The organism is Pseudomonas sp. P20, from assembly GCF_016463925.1.
In the GTDB taxonomy this organism is placed as follows: Bacteria; Pseudomonadota; Gammaproteobacteria; order Pseudomonadales; family Pseudomonadaceae; genus Pseudomonas; species Pseudomonas aeruginosa.
This window is the reverse complement of sequence record NZ_JAEMVM010000016.1, coordinates 116,403-133,795: the sequence shown is the minus strand read 5'-3', so window position 1 is coordinate 133,795 and position 17,393 is coordinate 116,403. Positions and strand designations below refer to the sequence as shown.

General features: G+C 63.9%; 19 protein-coding genes. 7 read left to right on the top strand and 12 right to left on the bottom strand.

The genetic code is table 11. From position 1 onward, the window contains the following. Window positions 1-32: 32 nt before the first annotated feature. Window positions 33-881, bottom strand: coding sequence for a 16S rRNA (cytidine(1402)-2'-O)-methyltransferase (gene rsmI / locus JHD77_RS21410; RefSeq protein WP_003120901.1), 849 nt, complete (start codon window positions 879-881; stop codon window positions 33-35). A gap of 126 nt (window positions 882-1,007) precedes the next feature. Between rsmI and JHD77_RS21405 the strand changes: the two genes are divergently transcribed. Genes JHD77_RS21405 through JHD77_RS21390 form a run of 4 tightly spaced genes read left to right on the top strand, consistent with a single transcriptional unit; the run spans window position 1,008 to window position 4,393 of the window. Further along, complete coding sequence (locus JHD77_RS21405; protein ID WP_031755919.1) at window positions 1,008-2,822, top strand: penicillin-binding protein activator; 1,815 nt, start codon at window positions 1,008-1,010, stop codon at window positions 2,820-2,822. Continuing rightward, a complete protein-coding gene (locus JHD77_RS21400; RefSeq protein WP_031755920.1) occupies window positions 2,819-3,196 on the top strand; it encodes a YraN family protein in 378 nt (125 codons plus the stop codon). The genes JHD77_RS21405 and JHD77_RS21400 overlap by 4 nt, the downstream gene beginning before the upstream one ends. A gap of 28 nt (window positions 3,197-3,224) precedes the next feature. Next, a complete protein-coding gene (locus JHD77_RS21395; RefSeq protein ID WP_003094149.1) occupies window positions 3,225-3,818 on the top strand; it encodes a phosphoheptose isomerase in 594 nt (197 codons plus the stop codon). Continuing rightward, on the top strand, window positions 3,815-4,393 hold the full coding sequence (locus tag JHD77_RS21390; RefSeq protein ID WP_031755922.1) for a BON domain-containing protein: 579 nt from the start codon (window positions 3,815-3,817) through the stop codon (window positions 4,391-4,393). The genes JHD77_RS21395 and JHD77_RS21390 overlap by 4 nt, the downstream gene beginning before the upstream one ends. A gap of 56 nt (window positions 4,394-4,449) precedes the next feature. Here the strand turns inward: JHD77_RS21390 and JHD77_RS21385 are convergent, their stop codons facing one another. The 7 genes from JHD77_RS21385 to rplM all read right to left on the bottom strand — a co-directional run bounded on the left by JHD77_RS21385 (window position 4,450) and on the right by rplM (window position 9,243). Further along, a complete protein-coding gene (locus tag JHD77_RS21385; protein ID WP_003094153.1) occupies window positions 4,450-4,857 on the bottom strand; it encodes a ClpXP protease specificity-enhancing factor in 408 nt (135 codons plus the stop codon). Between the two features lie 11 nt (window positions 4,858-4,868). After that, the gene (locus JHD77_RS21380; RefSeq protein ID WP_003094155.1) at window positions 4,869-5,486 is read right to left on the bottom strand and encodes a glutathione S-transferase N-terminal domain-containing protein; all 618 of its coding nucleotides are present in this window, start codon (window positions 5,484-5,486) and stop codon (window positions 4,869-4,871) included. Between the two features lie 85 nt (window positions 5,487-5,571). Continuing rightward, entirely contained in the window at window positions 5,572-6,354 is a 783-nt protein-coding gene (locus tag JHD77_RS21375; RefSeq protein WP_003455493.1) for a cytochrome c1, read from the bottom strand. Beyond that, on the bottom strand, window positions 6,354-7,565 hold the full coding sequence (locus JHD77_RS21370; protein ID WP_003094159.1) for a cytochrome b: 1,212 nt from the start codon (window positions 7,563-7,565) through the stop codon (window positions 6,354-6,356). Before JHD77_RS21370 ends, JHD77_RS21375 begins: the two co-directional genes overlap by 1 nt. Then, window positions 7,565-8,158: a ubiquinol-cytochrome c reductase iron-sulfur subunit gene (gene petA / locus JHD77_RS21365; RefSeq protein ID WP_003100631.1), complete on the bottom strand. Its 594-nt coding sequence runs from the start codon at window positions 8,156-8,158 to the stop codon at window positions 7,565-7,567. Before petA ends, JHD77_RS21370 begins: the two co-directional genes overlap by 1 nt. A 249-nt stretch (window positions 8,159-8,407) precedes the next feature. Continuing rightward, window positions 8,408-8,800, bottom strand: coding sequence for a 30S ribosomal protein S9 (rpsI, locus tag JHD77_RS21360; RefSeq protein WP_003098810.1), 393 nt, complete (start codon window positions 8,798-8,800; stop codon window positions 8,408-8,410). Window positions 8,801-8,814: 14 nt separating this feature from the next. Next, window positions 8,815-9,243, bottom strand: coding sequence for a 50S ribosomal protein L13 (gene rplM, locus JHD77_RS21355; RefSeq protein WP_003094164.1), 429 nt, complete (start codon window positions 9,241-9,243; stop codon window positions 8,815-8,817). A gap of 245 nt (window positions 9,244-9,488) precedes the next feature. Between rplM and JHD77_RS21350 the strand changes: the two genes are divergently transcribed. Further along, a complete protein-coding gene (locus JHD77_RS21350) occupies window positions 9,489-10,526 on the top strand; it encodes an NADP(H)-dependent aldo-keto reductase (RefSeq protein ID WP_031755925.1) in 1,038 nt (345 codons plus the stop codon). Between the two features lie 85 nt (window positions 10,527-10,611). Here the strand turns inward: JHD77_RS21350 and JHD77_RS21345 are convergent, their stop codons facing one another. Beyond that, window positions 10,612-11,757, bottom strand: coding sequence for an acyl-CoA dehydrogenase family protein (locus JHD77_RS21345; RefSeq protein ID WP_003134747.1), 1,146 nt, complete (start codon window positions 11,755-11,757; stop codon window positions 10,612-10,614). A 253-nt stretch (window positions 11,758-12,010) separates the two neighbouring features. On the opposite strand from JHD77_RS21345, the gene JHD77_RS21340 reads away from it, so the two are divergent. Then, window positions 12,011-12,910, top strand: coding sequence for a GlxA family transcriptional regulator (locus JHD77_RS21340; RefSeq protein WP_003120906.1), 900 nt, complete (start codon window positions 12,011-12,013; stop codon window positions 12,908-12,910). Window positions 12,911-13,068: 158 nt separating this feature from the next. Then, entirely contained in the window at window positions 13,069-14,031 is a 963-nt protein-coding gene (locus JHD77_RS21335; protein ID WP_003116213.1) for a hypothetical protein, read from the top strand. Between the two features lie 64 nt (window positions 14,032-14,095). Here JHD77_RS21335 and zapE read toward each other — a convergent pair whose 3' ends face one another. The 3 genes from zapE to JHD77_RS21320 all read right to left on the bottom strand — a co-directional run bounded on the left by zapE (window position 14,096) and on the right by JHD77_RS21320 (window position 17,328). Further along, on the bottom strand, window positions 14,096-15,190 hold the full coding sequence (gene zapE, locus JHD77_RS21330) for a cell division protein ZapE (protein WP_003094297.1): 1,095 nt from the start codon (window positions 15,188-15,190) through the stop codon (window positions 14,096-14,098). 94 nt (window positions 15,191-15,284) lie between these two features. Then, window positions 15,285-16,631 carry a tryptophan--tRNA ligase gene (locus tag JHD77_RS21325; protein WP_003098821.1) on the bottom strand — a complete coding sequence of 449 codons (1,347 nt, stop codon included), beginning with the start codon at window positions 16,629-16,631 and terminating at the stop codon, window positions 15,285-15,287. 67 nt (window positions 16,632-16,698) lie between these two features. Next, window positions 16,699-17,328: an alpha/beta hydrolase gene (locus JHD77_RS21320; protein WP_003098823.1), complete on the bottom strand. Its 630-nt coding sequence runs from the start codon at window positions 17,326-17,328 to the stop codon at window positions 16,699-16,701. Between the last annotated feature and the right edge of the window lie 65 nt (window positions 17,329-17,393).

Here is a 17,393-nt window from a genome sequence, read left to right as displayed (position 1 = left end):
AAGGTTAGCGGGAGCAGACGCGAAGAACAAGCTCAACTCTTCCCTTGGCGTTGCAAAGCCTGTTGATACAAAAGGTTTTTTCGCACCCCGGTAATTTCCGCCGCCAGCGCCGCGGCTTTCTTCAACGGCAGCTCGGCAAGCAGCAGGTCGAGCACCCTGAGCGCCTCCGCACCGATCGACTCCTCGCCTTCCGGCGCCTGCCACCCCGCCACCAGCACAACGCACTCGCCGCGCTGCTGGTTGCTGTCCGACGCGACCCAATCGTGCAGTTCGGCCAACGGCAGGCTGCGAATGGTCTCGAAGGTCTTGCTCAGCTCCCGCGCCAGCACCGCACGGCGCTCCCCGCCGAACACGTCGCGCATGTCCGCCAGGCTTTCCAGCAGACGATGGGGCGCCTCGTAGAAAATCAGCGTGCGCGGCTCTTCCTGTACCGCCTGGAGGCGGCTGCGTCGTCCCGCAGCCTTGGCGGGCAGGAAACCTTCGAAGATGAACCGGTCCGACGGCAATCCCGCCGCCGACAGCGCCGCGATCAGCGCGCAGGAGCCCGGCACCGGGACCACCCGGATACCCAGCGCCTGTGCCTGGCGCACCAGGTGGAAGCCGGGATCGGAAATCAGCGGGGTACCGGCGTCCGAGATCAGCGCGACGTCCTCCCCACCCTGCAGCCGGGAGATGAAGCGCCCGCCCTCCTCGCGCTCGTTGTGCTCGTGGCAGGCCGCCAATGGCGTCTCGATGCCGAAGTGCTGGAACAGCCGGATCGAATGGCGGGTATCCTCCGCAGCCACCAGGGCCACCTCCCGCAGCACCCGCAGGGCGCGCGGGCTGATGTCGTCGAGATTGCCGATCGGGGTCGCCACTACGAACAGAGTGCCTGCTGACACGAAAATACCTCGAGAGCTATCTGAAAAGGCGGCATTGTATCGCGATTCAGGGTGCCGCCATCGCACCCGAGGCGGGCCTCCGGTACAATCGGCGACTCTTCGTGAATGCGCCATGAGAAGCCCTATATGATCGCTTGCCTGCGTCCGCTTTCTGCTCTGATCCTGGCCGGTCTGCTGACCGCCTGCGCGACCTCGTCCAATTCCGGACTGGGCGAACTTCCCCGTACGCCGAATGCCAGCATCGAGCAGTTGTTGCAACAGGCCAGCCAGAGCAAGCCCGAGGAAGCGGCGCTGCTGCGCCTCTCGGCAGCGGACCTTGCCTACCAGCAGAAGGACCTCGCCAGGTCCACCGCCATCCTGGGACAGATTCCGCTGGAAAGCCTGAAGCCGGCCCAGCAGGTCTTCGCCAGCACCCTGAACGCCGAACTGGCCCTCGCCCGCAGCAAGCCCAAGGCCGCCCTGCAGGCATTGCAACATCCGAGCATGCAGCATCTCAGCGAACTGCCGGTGACCCAGCAGGTTCGTACCCAGCGCGCCAAGGCCCAGGCCCTCGCCGCCGACGGCCAGGTCCTTGCCGCAGCCAAGGAGCGCATCTACTTCGCACCGCTGCTCGAGGGCCCGGCGGTGATCGAGAACCAGGAAAAGATCTGGACCCTGGTCAGCAGCCTGCCGGTCGACCAGTTGCAACCGAGCGCCAACGAAGGCGACCTCAGCGGCTGGCTGACCCTGGCACGCATCACCAAGACCTCGCCGACCCTGCAGCAACAGCAGGCCAGCATCGAGAGCTGGCAACAGCAGAACCCCGAGCACCCGGCGGCCAAGCACTTGCCGGCGGCGCTGGAGAAACTCAAGACGCTGTCCCAGCAGCCGCTGACCCGCATCGCCCTCCTGCTACCCCAGCAGGGGCAGTTGGCCAACGTCGCCCGGGCCCTGCAGGACGGCTTCCTCGCCGCCCACTTCCAGGCCCAGCAGGCCGGCCAGAATCCTCCTTCGATTAAGCTCTACGACAGTACCCAGGTGCGCTCGCTAGATGACTTCTACCGCCAGGCCCAGGCCGATGGCGTCGAACTGGTCGTCGGTCCACTGGAGAAGCCGCTGGTCAAGCAACTCGCCAGCCGCGAGCAACTGCCGATCACCACCCTCGCACTCAACTACAGCGACAATAGCCAGGAAGGCCCGGCGCAGCTGTTCCAGTTCGGCCTCGCCGCCGAGGACGAAGCGCGCGCGGTGGCCAGCCGGGCCTGGGGCGACGGCATGCGCCGGGCCGTGGCGCTGGTGCCGCGCGGCGAATGGGGCGACCGCGTGCTGGCCGCCTTCAGCCAGAGCTGGCAGTCCGCGGGCGGCAGCCTGATCGCCGCCGAGCATGTCGACCAGCCGGTACAACTGGCGCAACAGATCGCCGACCTGCTGCAACTGCGCCAGAGCGAAGGCCGCGCCCAGCGCCTGCAGGGCGCCCTCGGCAGCCAGATCGCCACCCAGCCGTCGCGCCGCCAGGACATCGACTTCGTGTTCCTCGCCGCCACCCCGCAGCAGGCCCGCCAGATCAAGCCGACCCTGGCCTTCCAGTACGCCGGCGACCTTCCGGTCTACGCCACTTCGCACCTCTACACCGGGACCAACAACCCGACCCAGGACCAGGATCTCAACGGCATCCGCTTCTGCGAGACCCCGTGGCTGCTCAACCCCAGCGACCCGACCCGCCAGCAGGTCGCCGCCCAATGGCCCCAGGCCAACGGCAGCATGGGCCGCCTCTACGCCATGGGCGTCGACGCCTACCGCCTCGCTCCGCGTCTGCCTGAACTGAAGGCCGTGCCGAGCCTGCAGATCGACGGCCTGACCGGTACCCTGAGCCTGAATCCGACCCAACGTATCGAACGCCAGTTGCAATGGGCCGAGTTCCGCAATGGCCAGGTCCAGCCGCTGAGGACCAGCAGCTTTTGACCGATAGGGAAAGCTCCCGGGACAAGGGGCGCCAGGCCGAGGAACTGGCCTGCGCCCATCTACGGCGACAGGGCCTTGCCACACTTGACAAGAATTGGACCTGTCGCCGCGGAGAGCTCGATCTGGTCATGCTCGACGGCGATACAGTAGTATTCGTCGAAGTCCGCTCCCGCCGGCATCGCGCCTGGGGCGGAGCCCTGGAGAGCATCGACGCGCGCAAGCGGCAGCGCCTGATTCTCTCCGCCGAACTTTTTCTGCAACAGGAGGCGCGCTGGGCCAAACGCCCCTGTCGCTTCGATGTGGTCACCGTCGATACCAGCGACGGACAATCACCACCGCGACTGGACTGGATTCAGAACGCATTCGACGCCTGATCAGCCGCCCCACCGAAGGTCATTACCGATGGACATGCAACACCGTATCCGCCAGCTCTTCCAGGCCAGCATCGAGACCAAGCAGCAGGCGCTGGAAGTACTGCCTCCCTATATCGAGCAAGCCAGCCTGGTGATGGTCAATGCGCTGCTCAACGAGGGCAAGATCCTCTCCTGCGGCAATGGCGGCTCGGCCGGCGATGCCCAGCACTTCTCCTCCGAACTGCTCAACCGCTTCGAGCGCGAACGTCCGAGCCTGCCGGCCGTGGCCCTGACCACCGACAGCTCGACCATCACCTCGATCGCCAACGACTACAGCTACAACGAAGTCTTCTCCAAGCAGATCCGCGCCCTGGGCCAGCCGGGCGACGTCCTGCTGGCGATTTCCACCAGCGGCAATTCGGCCAACGTGATCCAGGCCATCCAGGCGGCCCACGACCGCGAGATGCTGGTGGTCGCCCTGACCGGCCGCGACGGTGGCGGCATGGCTTCGCTGCTGCTGCCGGAAGACGTGGAGATCCGCGTTCCTTCCAAGATCACCGCACGCATCCAGGAAGTCCACCTGCTGGCCATCCACTGCCTCTGCGACCTGATCGACCGCCAACTGTTCGGGAGTGAAGAATGAGCCGTACCGCCTTCGTCGCCGCCACCCTGGCCCTGTGCCTGGCCCTGGGAGGCTGCAGCAGTTTCCTCAGCGCCACCCGGGACAAACCGATCGACGACGATCGCGGGACCCGAACCATCGGCAGCAAGATCGACGACTCGCTGATCGAGACCAAGGCCGCGGTGAACATCGCCAAGGCCGATCCGGCCCTGGACAAGGACTCTCACATCGTCGTGGTCAGCTACAACGGCATCGTTCTGATCGCCGGCCAGACCCCGCGCGCCGACCTCAAGAGCAAGGCCGAACAGGCCGCGCGCACGGTGCAGAAGGTCAAGAACGTGCATAACGAACTGCAGGTGACCTCGCCCTCCTCCCTGCTCGCCCGCAACAACGACGCCTGGATCACCACCAAGCTGAAGACCCAGATGCTCAGCGATCCCAACGTGCCCTCGTCGCGGATCAAGGTGGTCACCGAGAACGGCATCGTCTACATGATGGGCCTGGTCAACCAGCAGGAAGCCGCCCAGGCTGTCCGCGTCGCCCAGGGCGTCGACGGGGTGCAGAAGATCGTCAAGCTGTTCGAATACATAAACTGAAGAACAGCGAACGAAAAAAAGGCGATCCTTCGATCGCCTTTTTCATTGCTCGCCGTTTACTTGACCACCTTCAGGGATGGCCTGCCACTGGGACGCGGCGGCTCATCGGACGGTCCGCCATCGTCATCGCCCGGCTCGTCGTCCACCGGACCCGGCTGCTCCAGATCGAAGACCATGCCCTGTCCGTTTTCCCGGGCGTAGATGGCCATTACCGCCAGCGCTGGAATGTACAGGCTCTGCGCCACGCCGCCGAAACGCCCCTCGAAGCTGACCGCCTCGTTGTCCATGTGCAGATGCCGCACGGCAGAGGGCGAGACATTGAGCACGATCTGCCCATCGCTGGCATAACCCGGAGGCACCTTTACCCCGGCGAACTCTGCGTTCACCAGGATATGTGGCGTGCAATCGTTGTCGACGATCCATTCATAGAGCGCGCGGACCAGATAGGGACGGCTGGAATTCATCTTCATGTTCCTTAACGCATATCTCGTTCAACGGAAGACAGGCTGGCCCGGAAGCTTTCCCGGGCGAATCCGCGCTCCATGTAGTCGAGCAACGGCTTGGCCTGCCGCGGCAACTCGATGCCCAGCAACGGCAGACGCCAGAGGATCGGCAACAGGCAGCAATCCACCAGGCTGAAATCCTCGCTGAGGAAATATGCCTTGTCGGCGAACAGCGGGGAAACCCCGGTCAGGCTCTCGCGCAACTCCTTGCGCGCCTGGACCCGCTCGGCCTCCTTGCTGCGCGCATCCAGGATCCGGTCCACCAGGGAACACCAGTCCCGCTGGATACGATGGATCAACAGGCGGCTGTTGGCACGCTTCACCGGATAATCGGGCAGCAGCGGCGGATGCGGATAGCGTTCATCGAGGTATTCCATGACCACCGTCGGCTCGTACAGCGCCAGGTCGCGATCGACCAGGGTCGGTACGCTGCCGTAGGGGTTGACCTCCGCCAGCATCGGCGGACAGCGGCCCGCCTCGATATCGATCACCTCTACCGCCACGTTCTTCTCGGCCAGGACCAGGCGGATGCGATGGCAGTAATGATCGGCAGGGTCGGAATAGCAGGTCAGCTTGTTGATTGAAGCCATGGAGCCCTCCTCGCAGGTCGACTTGTGGGAGGTGAAAAGACGCGCGCGCCCCGTAGGGCGCGCGCTTCGAAGACCAACGTGCGGGTTAGTGCACGTCCTTCCAGTACTCGCGCTTGAGGAGATAGGCGAATACGAAGAAGAAGGCCAGGTAGAGCAGGACGTAGGTACCGATACGCTCGGAGGCCAGCTTGTTCGGGTTGGCCGAATAGGCCAGGAAGGTCACCAGGTTCTTGACCTTCTCGTCGAACTGGGCTTCGTTCAGCTCGCCGGTCTTCGGCACCACGGTCAACTGGTCACAAGCTTCGTGGGTCAGCGGGGTACCGGTCAACGGATCGAACTGCTTCTTGCCATCCTCGACCACCTGTACCTGCTTGCAGCCGATCACCTGGCGTCCCTGCAGGGGCGCCAGGACGTTCGGCATGCCGACGTTGGGGAAGATCACGTTGTTCACGCCCCACGGACGCTTGGGATCCTCGTAGAACGAGCGCAGGTAGCTGTACAGCCAGTCGGTGCCGCGTACGCGGGCAACCAGGGTCAGGTCCGGCGGAGCGGCGCCGAACCAGGTCTTGGCGTCGGCCGGCTTCATGCCGATGTCCATGTGGTCGCCGATCTTGGCGCCGGTGAACACCAGCTTCTCCATCATCAGATCGGTAGGAATGCCCAGGTCGGTGGCGACACGCTCGTAACGCTGGAACTTGGCGCTATGGCAGCCCATGCAGTAGTTGGCGAAGGTACGCGCGCCATCCTGCATGGCCGCCTTGTCGGTCAGGTCGATGTCGACATGATCCAGTTGCGGCCCATGGCCGCCAGCGGCGAAACCCAGGACTGGCAGTACCGCCAGAATCAGTGCAGCGAATTGCTTTTTCATCAGCCAGTCACCCTTTCCGGAACCGGTTTGGTCTTCTCCATCCGGGTGTAGAACGGCATCAGGATGAAGAAGGCGAAATACAGGACGGTGCAAACGCGCGACAGGGTAGTACCCAACGGGCTCGGAGCCTGGGCGCCGTAGTAGCCGAGGATCACGAAGGACACCGCGAAGATCACCAGCCACAGCTTGCTCAGCCAGCCCTTGTAGCGGATCGAGCGAACCGGGCTGCGATCCAGCCACGGCAGGACGAACAGCACGGCGATCGCCGCACCCATCGCCACCACACCCATCAGCTTGTCCGGAACCGCGCGGAGGATCGCGTAGAACGGGGTGAAGTACCAGACCGGAGCGATGTGCTCGGGGGTCTTGAACTGGTTGGCCATCTCGAAGTTGGGCTTCTCGAGGAAGTAGCCGCCCATTTCCGGGAAGAAGAAGATCACGGTGCAGAAGATGAACAGGAACACCACCACACCGACGATATCCTTCACGGTGTAGTACGGATGGAACGCGATGCCGTCCAGCGGTACGCCGTTCTCGTCCTTCTTCTTCTTGATGTCAACGCCGTCCGGGTTGTTCGAACCGACTTCGTGCAGCGCCAGGATGTGCAGCACGACCAGGCCGAGCAGGACGATCGGCAGGGCGATCACATGCAGGGCGAAGAAGCGGTTCAGGGTGATGCCGGAGATCAGGAAGTCACCGCGGATCCACTGGGCCAGGTCTTCGCCGACCACCGGAATCGCGCCGAACAGGGAAATGATCACCTGGGCGCCCCAGTAGGACATCTGACCCCAAGGCAGCAGGTAGCCCATGAAAGCCTCGGCCATCAGCGCCAGGTAGATCAGCATGCCGAAGATCCACACCAGCTCGCGCGGCTTCTGATAGGAGCCGTAGAGCAGGCCGCGGAACATGTGCAGGTAGACCACGATGAAGAACGCCGATGCACCGGTGGAGTGCATGTAGCGAATGATCCAGCCGTAGTCGACATCGCGCATGATGTATTCGACGGAAGCGAACGCCTCTTCGGCCGACGGCGTGAAGCTCATGGTCAGCCAGATGCCGGTGAGGATCTGGTTGACCAGCACCAGCAGCGCCAGGGAACCGAAGAAATACCAGAAGTTGAAGTTCTTCGGTGCGTAGTACTTGCTCAGATGGTCTTCCCACATCTTGGTCGCGGGAAAACGCGCATCGACCCAAGCCATGAACTTGTTCATCAGGCTTTCTCCTGGTCCACGCCGATGGTGATGACGTCGTCAGCATCGAACGTATAAGGCGGAATCGGCAGGTTCAGCGGCGCTGGCTGGCCTTTGTAGACACGACCGGCGAGGTCGTAGTGGGAGCCGTGGCAAGGGCAGAAGTAGCCGCCCTTCCAGTCCGGACCGAGGTCGGCGGGGGCGACTTCGGGACGGAAGGTCGGCGAGCAGCCCAGGTGGGTGCAGATGCCGACGATCACCGCCAGTTCCGGCTTGATCGAGCGAAGCTTGGGATCGACGTACTCCGGCTGCTCCGAGGCCTTGGAGTCCGGGTCGGCCAGTTGTCCTTCGAGGCTCGGCAGGGCGTCCAGCATCTCCTTCGTGCGGTGCACGATGAATACAGGCTTGCCGCGCCATTCAGCGATGATCTGCTGACCTGGATCGATCTTGCCCACGTTCACCTGCACCGGCGCGCCAGCAGCCTTGGCTTTGGCACTGGGGAACCATGACCCTACGAACGGGACCGCAGCACCCACCGCTCCCGCCGCGCCAACCACAGAGGTGGCCGCGACGAGGAAGCGACGCCGGCCTGCATTCACGCCGTCATTACTCATTCAGTCGTCTCCCATCAGCTTCAGACCTGTTCTAATCAGGCCTTTAAGTAAAAATTCGAGCCGCGCAAAAAATTCGCCAAATGGTAAAGAAAACCCCCTTTGATGACAAGGTAATAGCCTGACACAAAACGCCCGAAACCCTTGTAGGGCGCGCCCTTCGGCCATGCGACACCTTGCCGCAGAGTTAAAGCGTAGACATAAAAAAACGCCCAGCTCCGAAGAGGTGGGCGTTTTTCAGCAAGCGTCGAATTAACGCTTGGAGTACTGCGGACGCTTACGCGCTTTACGCAGACCGACTTTCTTACGCTCGACTTCACGGGCATCGCGAGTCACGTAGCCGGCCTTGCGCAGCGAGCTACGCAGGGTTTCGTCGTACTCGATCAGGGCACGGGTGATGCCGTGACGGATCGCACCGGCCTGACCGCTTACGCCACCGCCAACGACGGTAACGAAGATGTCGAACTTCTCGACGGTCTCGGTCAGCTCGAGCGGCTGACGCACGACCATGCGAGCGGTTTCACGACCGAAGAACTGATCGAGACCACGGTTGTTGATGGAAATCTTGCCAGTACCCGGACGCAGGAAGACGCGAGCGGTAGCGGTCTTACGACGGCCAGTGCCGTAATTTTGAGTCGCCGACATAATGAGCTATCCCGTTAAATCTTCAGTTCTTGGGGCTGCTGAGCGGTGTGCGGGTGGCTGGCACCCTTGTACACCTTCAGCTTGCGATACATATCGCGACCCAGAGGGTTCTTCGGCAGCATGCCTTTTACAGCGGTCTCGATGACGCGCTCAGGGGCCTTGGCGATCAGCTTCTCGAAGTTGATCGACTTGATGCCGCCCGGGAAGCCGGAGTGGTGGTAGTACATCTTGTCGGTGGTCTTGGCACCGGTCACACGCACCTGCTCGGCGTTGATGACGACGATGTAGTCGCCGGTGTCAACGTGCGGAGTGTACTCAGGCTTGTGCTTGCCACGCAGGCGGCGGGCAATTTCGGTCGCCAGACGACCCAGGGTCTGGCCGGCAGCGTCGACGACGAACCAGTCGCGCTGTACAGTTTCCGGTTTCGCGGTATAGGTTTTCATTCGTTATAGCCTCAGGGGCCGCCTGAAAATAAGACGGCGAATCTTACTGGACAGTGGTTGCCTTGACAAGTCAAGGACAGCCGAAAACAGACACGAATTGGGGCTCGGGTCGGTGTGCGTCCGTAACGACTAGATACATCGATCGGCAGGCTTAGCATCCCCCACCGATGAAAGGCTGCGGAATTATGCAGATTTCGCCAGAATTTACAACCGCATTAACCACTTAATTTCACGAGGACACCCGCATGGAGTATCGCCCGCTCGGCCGCACCGATCTGAAAGTCAGCGCCCTCTGCCTCGGCACCATGACCTGGGGCGAGCAGAACAGCGAGCAGGACGCCTTCGCCCAGATCGCCAGGGCCAAGGCCGCCGGGATCAATTTCATGGATACCGCCGAAATGTATCCGGTGCCGCCCCGCGCCGAGACCTACGCCAGCACCGAGCGCATCATCGGCAACTGGTTCCGCCGCAGCGGCGACCGCGCCGACTGGATCCTCGCCAGCAAGATCGCCGGCCCCGGCAACGGCATCAGCCATGTGCGCGACGGCAACCTCAAGTTCAACCGCCAGCACATCGTCGCCGCCCTCGATGCCAGCCTGGAGCGCCTGCAGACAGACTGGCTGGACCTCTACCAGTTGCACTGGCCGGAGCGGCGGACCAACTTCTTCGGCCAGCTCGGCTACCAGCACCAGGAAGAGAGCTTCACACCGCTGGAGGAAACCCTGGAAGTGCTCGACGAGCAGGTGCGCGCCGGCAAGATCCGCCACATCGGCCTGTCCAACGAGACACCCTGGGGCACCATGACCTTCCTCAGGCTCGCCGAGGAGCGCGGCTGGCCGCGCGCGGTATCGATCCAGAACCCCTACAACCTGCTCAACCGCAGCTTCGAGGTGGGCCTGGCGGAAATCGCCATCCGCGAGCAGTGCGGCCTGCTGGCCTACTCGCCGATGGCCTTCGGCATGCTTTCCGGCAAGTACGCGGACGGCGCCCGCCCGGCCAACGCGCGCATCAGTCTCTACAGCCGCTTCACCCGCTACACCAACCCGCAGGCGGAAGCGGCCTGCGCGCGCTACGTGGCGCTGGCCCGCGAACATGGACTGGAACCGGCGCAGATGGCACTGGCCTACGTCACTTCGCGGCCGTTCGTGACCAGCAACATCATCGGCGCGACCTCGCTGGAACAGCTGGAAGCCAATCTCAGTAGCGTCGACCTCAGGCTGGACGAGGAGGTGCTCGCCGGTATCGATGCGATCCACCGGGAGCAACCGAACCCGGCTCCCTGAGGCTCCAGGGGCCTGGCGGTGCCGGCGGGTTCGGCGGACAACCGCGCGATGCGGTCGTTCGCCCCTCCCGGTGGCCAGGAGCGCCTCACAGGGCCCGCGCGATGATCTCCTTCATGATCTCGTTGGTACCGGCGTAGATCCGCTGTACCCGGGCATCGGCCCAGGCCCGCGCCACCGGATATTCCCACATGAAGCCGTAGCCGCCGTGCAACTGCACGCATTCGTCGAGCACCTTGCATTGCAGGTCCGTCGTCCAGTACTTGCACATGGCGGCGGTGGGTACGTCCAGCTTGCCCTGGAGATGCAGCTCCATGCAGCGATCGACGAAGACCCGGCCGACCTGGATCTCGGTAGCCATCTCGGCAAGCTTGAAGCGGGTATTCTGGAAGTCCGCCACCGACTTGCCGAACGCCTTGCGCTCGCGAGTGTAGTCGAGCGTCCATTGCAGGGCCGCCTCGGCCGACGCCAGCGCGCCGATACCGACGGTCAGGCGCTCCTGCGGCAGCTCCTGCATCAGGTAGATGAATCCCTGGCCGTCCTTGCCGAGCAGGTTCTCTCGGGGAATCCGCACATCCTGGAAGAACAGCTCGGAGGTGTCCTGGGCCTTCATCCCGACCTTCTCCAGGCGCTTGCCCTTGCTGAAGCCCGGCGTACCCGCCTCGACCACGAACAGGCTTATGCCCTTGGCGCCAGCCTTCGGATCGGTCTTCGCCACCACGATCACCAGGTCGGCGAGGAAGCCGTTGGTGATGAAGGTCTTCGAGCCATTGATGACGTACTCGTCGCCATCCAGTACCGCAGTGGTCTTCACCCCTTGCAGGTCGGAACCGGCCCCCGGCTCGGTCATGGCGATGGCCGCGACCATCTCGCCGGATACCAGCTTCGGCAGGTACTTGCGCTTCAGCGCCTCACTGCCGTAGTGGAGGATGTAGGGTGCAGCGATGTCCGAATGCAGGGAGAAACCGATCCCGGTCAGGCCGGCCCGACCGATCTCTTCGATGACCACGGCGCTGTAGAGGAAGTCCGCGCCCATCCCGCCATACTCTTCCGGCAGGTGCGAACAGAGCATTCCGGCCTCGCCGGCCTTGTTCCAGAGCGCGCGGTCGACATGCCCATCCTTTTCCCATTGGTGATGGAAAGGCACGGCTTCCTGTTCGAGGAACTTGCGCACGCTGTCGCGAAACAGTTCGTGGTCGGAGCTGAACAGGGTTCTCGGTATCATCGTGGTCACCTGGAAACGGTCTGGGATCGGGTTGGCTGCACGCGGCAGGTCTTCGACTGTAGGGAAATGCCCTGACCGACGCACTGGACAGTTGCGCCAAAAAATAAGACGATCCAGCCGCCTTTTGACCGCTTTCCCTTACTCACAACAACGATAAAAATCCATGCGCGCTCAATCCGCTCCGGTGCTGAAACATGTCGGCATCGTCGCCATCGACGGCGTCTTCGCCTCGACCCTGATGCAGGCCAAGGACTTCTTCCACATGGCCAGCCTGCGCCACGGCAAGCAGCAGGGCCTCGGTCTCCAGCCGGCCTTCCGCACCCGCATCCTCAGCCCCGACGGCCAGCCGGTACGCAGCTTCAGCGGCGACAGCATCGCCGTCGACGGTCCCCTCGCCGCCTGCGATATCGTGGTCCTGCCCGCCTTCTGGGGCGATTTCGACGCGCTCGAACGGCGCTATCCGCAAATCGTTCCCTGGTTGCGCCGCAGCCATGCCGAGGGAACCGCCCTCTGCGGTGAGGCGACCGGGGTCTTCTGGCTGGCCCAGGCAGGTCTGCTGGATGGCAAGGAAGCGACCACCTACTGGCGCTTCTATCGAGAATTCGCCGAACGCTTCCCGAACGTGCTGCTCAATCAGGAGAAGCACCTGACCGATGCCGACGACCTGTTCTGCGCCAGCGGCGTCACCTCCGCCTGCGACCTCTACATCTATCTGATCGAGCGTTTCTGCGGCGGATCGGTGGCCCAGGCGGTGGCCCGGGATACCCTCTACGAAGTACAGCGCAGCTACACCCCAGGGCGCATCGGCTTCGGCGGACAGAAGCTGCACCATGACCCGACGATCCTGCAGATCCAGCAATGGCTGGAAGACCACTTCGCCGACAAGTTCCGTTTCGAGGACGTCGCCCGCGACCACGGCATGAGCATCCGCAACTTCATGCGGCGCTTCCAGGCCGCTACCGGCGACAAGCCGCTGCACTATCTGCAGCGACTGCGGATCGAGACCGCCAAGGGCATGCTCTCGAGCACGCGCAAGAGCATCAAGACGATCAGCTACGAGGTCGGCTACGACGACGCCAGCTTCTTCGCCCGCCTGTTCCGCCAGCACACCGAACTCTCTCCCCACCATTACCGTCGCCAGTTCATGCAGAAGGAAAGCTGAGCCGGACATCGCCGAGCCTGCCCGAACGGCATCGGCGCCGGCGCTTTTCCTACAGAACCTAGGATAGGTAGCCAGGTCGGCCTTCGCGGGTTCTCATGAATCCGCAGGCCCGCCGCAGACGCGGGCGTTCCGAACAACGACAAGAACGGACCTTTGCCATGCGCCTTTATCTGCTCGCCTTCCTGGCCCTCTTCGGTATGAATGCTATGGCCGCCGACAACTGGAAAGCCTTCCCCTACGACCAGAGCGCCTATGACTATCCAGGCGACAAGTTGAAGGAAGCCTGGCCGCGCCTGACCCGCGGCTTCGGCGACTATCCCTATCCGGACGCCGACTGGGTGGTGAACATGGCGACCGCCCATCCGGATGCCCTGGAAAAGACCGTGAAGGCCGGCACCGGCTTTACCGGCAAGCCGGAAGAGGCCGCGCAATATGCGGCGCGCCTGCAGGATGTCTGGCGCCTGCTGTTCCGCGGCGACTACGCCAAGGCCAAGGAGCAGGGACTGGCCCTGGGAGTCGGCGGCCAGGTACCGGCGATGTTCGCCCAGGTGCTCTACGCCATGTTCCTGGCTCCCGACCAGGCGGAGAAACAGCGCCTGCTCGAAGAAGTCATCGACTACACCGAACAGGCCGGCCCGCTGGTCAAGGCCGATATCGTCGCCCAGTTCGGCAGCGTCTACGCCAAGGCGCGCCTGGCCGAGGAGCTATCGGTACCGGTAGTGCTCAAGCGCGGCTATACCAGCGAAATACCCAAGGAACTGGACGCTCTCCTGGCCAGGCAACCCAACCAGCCGTTCGCCCTGGCGCTCTACGGCGGCTACGAGGCGGGAGTGATCCGCAAGGTCGGCAAGCTGGTCGGCAAGATGACCTACGGGGTCAGCGCCGACAAGATGGAGCAGTACTTCGCCCGCTCCTTCCGCCAGGCCAACGACCTGCCGATCGGCCACTACGAGTACGCCAACGCGCTGACCTACGTATACGGCGACAACGAGCGGGAGAAGGCCATCGCCCAACTGAAGCAGGCCGTGGCGATCAAGCCGATCAACGCCATGGAAGCCCTCGAAGTGGCCCATGCGAAGAAGCTCCTCGCCGGCTTCGAGCAGAACACCGCGCAGCGCTGAAACGCCGCGCGCCCATGAAAAAAGGGGTGGCCATCGGCAACCCCTTTCTCGTTTCCGCCCCGGATCAGGGCCGGTGCGGACGCGTCAGGTATTCGTGGGACTGCATTTCCAGCAGACGACTGAGGGTGCGCTGGAATTCGAACTCCAGCCGGCCGCCGCTGTAGAGATCCTTTAGCTCGACCTCGGCGGAGATGATCAGCTTGACGCTGCGGTCGTAGAACTCATCCACCAGGTTGATGAAACGCCGCGCCATGTCGTCCTTGGTGACGCCCATCTGCTCGACGTTGGAGATCAGCACGGCGTGGAAAATCTTCGCCAGTTCGATGTAGTCGTTCTGGCTGCGCGGGCCGTCGCACAGCTCACGGAATTCGAACCAGGCCACGTCGTCGCAGGTCAGGCGCGCGCGGATCTCGCGGTTCTCGATCATCAGCGCCTCGTCGCGCTGGGCCTTGGCACAGTCCGGGGTCAGGGCCTTGAAGCTGCGCGCCATCTCCTCCTCGACCTGTTCGCTGAGCGGCCAGTGGAACAGCTCGGCCTGCTCCAGCGCGCGCAGGCGATAGTCGACGCCGCTATCGACGTTGACGATCTCGGTATGCTCCTTGAGCAGGGCGATCGCCGGCAGGAAACGGGCGCGTTGCAGGCCATCCTTGTACAGGCCGTCCGGCACGATGTTGGAGGTCGCCACCAAGCTCACGCCGTTCTTGAACAGCTCTTCCAGCAGGGTGGCGAGGATCATCGCATCGGTGATGTCGGAGACGAAGAACTCGTCGAAGCAGATCACCCGCGCCTCGTCGGCGAAGCGCTTGCCGATGATGGTCAGCGGGTTCTTCTCGCCCTTGAGGGTCTTCAGTTCTTCGTGCACCCGCTTCATGAAGCGGTGGAAGTGCGTGCGCACCTTCTGCTCGAACGGCAGCGACTCGAAGAAAGTGTCCACCAGGTAGGTCTTGCCACGGCCGACGCCGCCCCAGAAATACAGGCCCTTCACCGGCCCGCCGGACTTCCTGCCGAGCAGCTTGCCGAACAGGCCGGGCTTGGCGTGGTCGGCGGCGACCAGGTCATCGTAGAGGCGTTGCAGATGCTTCACGGCATTCGCCTGTGCGGCATCGTGGAAGAAATCGGGGCGTTGGAGATCGGCCTGGTAGCGCTCGAGGGGCGTCATGATCGGTAGCAATGCAACGAAAACGGGGCCGTCACTTTAGCGACGACCCCGTCTCTTGGCAATCGGCCATCCGTCGAGGATGTACCGGGGCTGCCTACTCCTGCGGTGCCAGCGCTTCGCGGGTGCGCTCGATGGCGGCGTCACGGGCGGCGGCGTCGGCGAAGGCCGGGCTCTGCGCCACCGCCTCGCCATCCAGCCACAGGCCAAAGGCATTGCCCTCGGCCCGCAGGTCGGCAGTCTCGCCAGCCAGCAGGCGCTTGCTCACCGCACCGGCGGCCTTGCCGTCGGCGAAGGCGCGGGACAGCAGTAGCTGTTCGCCGGCGGCGTCCAGCAGGCGGAAGCGGAAGCTGCCGTCGTCGTCGCGGAAGCTGACCAGGCGCGCAGCCTTGGCGGCCTTCTTCTTGCCGCTCTCGGCACTTTTCAGCGGCTCGCGCAGGGAGCGCAGGCCGACTGCCTCGCGCAACTCGGCGATGAATGGGGTGGCGATGCGGCGCGCCTTGGCGGCACCTGCGAGGAGAATGTCCTCGATATCGTCCGGCTTGGCGATCAGCGCCTGGTAACGCTCGCGAGCCTCGCCCAGTTCGTTGTCGAGCAACTGGAACAGGCGCTGCTTGGCTTCGCCCCAGGCCAGGCCGTCGAGCAGTTCCTGGCGGAACGCGGCGACCTGTTCGGCGCTGGCGAAGGCCGAGTAAAGAAGGAACAGGTGCGAACTGTCCGGGTCTTTCGGCTCGCCCGGCGCGCGCGAGTCGGTGACGATGCGTGCGATGGCGTCCTTGAGCTGCCTGGACGGGCTGAACAGCGGGATGGTGTTGTCGTAGCTCTTGGACATCTTGCGCCCGTCCAGGCCCGGCAGGGTGGCGACGTTTTCCTCGATCACCGCTTCGGGCAGGACGAAGAACTCGCGGCCGTTGCCGAACAGGTGGTTGAAACGCTGGCCGATGTCGCGGGCCATCTCCACGTGCTGCACCTGGTCGCGGCCGACCGGGATCTTGTGCGCGTTGAACATCAGGATGTCCGCGGCCATCAGCACCGGATAGCTGTAGAGGCCCATGGTCACGCCGGCGTCCGGGTCTTCGCCAGCCTCGACATTGCGGTCCACCGCGGCCTTGTAGGCATGCGCGCGGTTGAGCAGCCCCTTGGCACTGACGCAGGTGAGCAACCAGGTCAGCTCGGGAATCTCGGGGATGTCCGACTGCCGGTAGAAGGTCGCACGCTCGACGTCCAGGCCGCCGGCCAGCCAGGTCGCGGCGATTTCCAGGCGCGAGCGCTGGATACGAGCGGGATCGTCGCACTTGATCAAGGCGTGGTAGTCCGCCAGGAAGTAGAACGAATCCACGTCGCTCCGACGGCTGGCGAGGATCGCCGGGCGGATGGCGCCGGCGTAGTTGCCCAGGTGCGGAGTGCCGGTAGGAGTGATGCCGGTCAGGATACGAGTAGTCATGCGATACCAGATGTCAGGCAAAGAAAAGAATGGCGCGCCGGATGGTAGCAGGGCCGGCGCGACGACGTCAGTCCTGCAGGCGTGGCAGCAACAGGTCCTTCAGATCGATCAGCTTGCCATGGAAGAAATGTCCGCTTTCTGCCACCCGCAACAGCTCGTGCGGTCGTGCCAGGGACTCGCTCCAGGCATATACCGCGGCCGGCGTGACCACGTCGTCGTCCTCCGGCTGCACCACGGTCAGCGGGCAACGCGCAGGCAGGCTGACCGCGAAGCGTTCCACCGGCGGCGCGATCATGAACAGCCGCGCCAGCCCGACGCCCTGCGCTTCCAGGCGCCCCGCCAGATTGCCGGCGACGCAGGAGCCGAAGGAAAAGCCCATCAGTGTCAGCGGCAGCCCCGGATGGCGTGCCAGCAACCAGCGCGCGGCGGCCTCGGCGTCGTCGATCTCGCCGATCCCCTCGCCATAGCTGCCAGCGCTCTGGCCAACGCCACGGAAGTTGAAACGCAGGGTCGCCAGGCCGGCATCGCGGGCGCTGCGTTGCAGAGTGGCGACCACCTTGTTCTGCATGGTGCCGGCGAACAGCGGGTGCGGATGGCAGACCAGGGCGATGCCGCGGGCATCGGGCAGATCGAGGTGCAGGGCTTCCAGCGGCCCGCAGGGGCCATCGATGGATACAGGGATTTCGCGGGTAGACAAACAGGAACTCCGTGACCCCGGCTCGGGTCGACTCGTCTAGCAGATTACTCCAAGCGACACAGGCA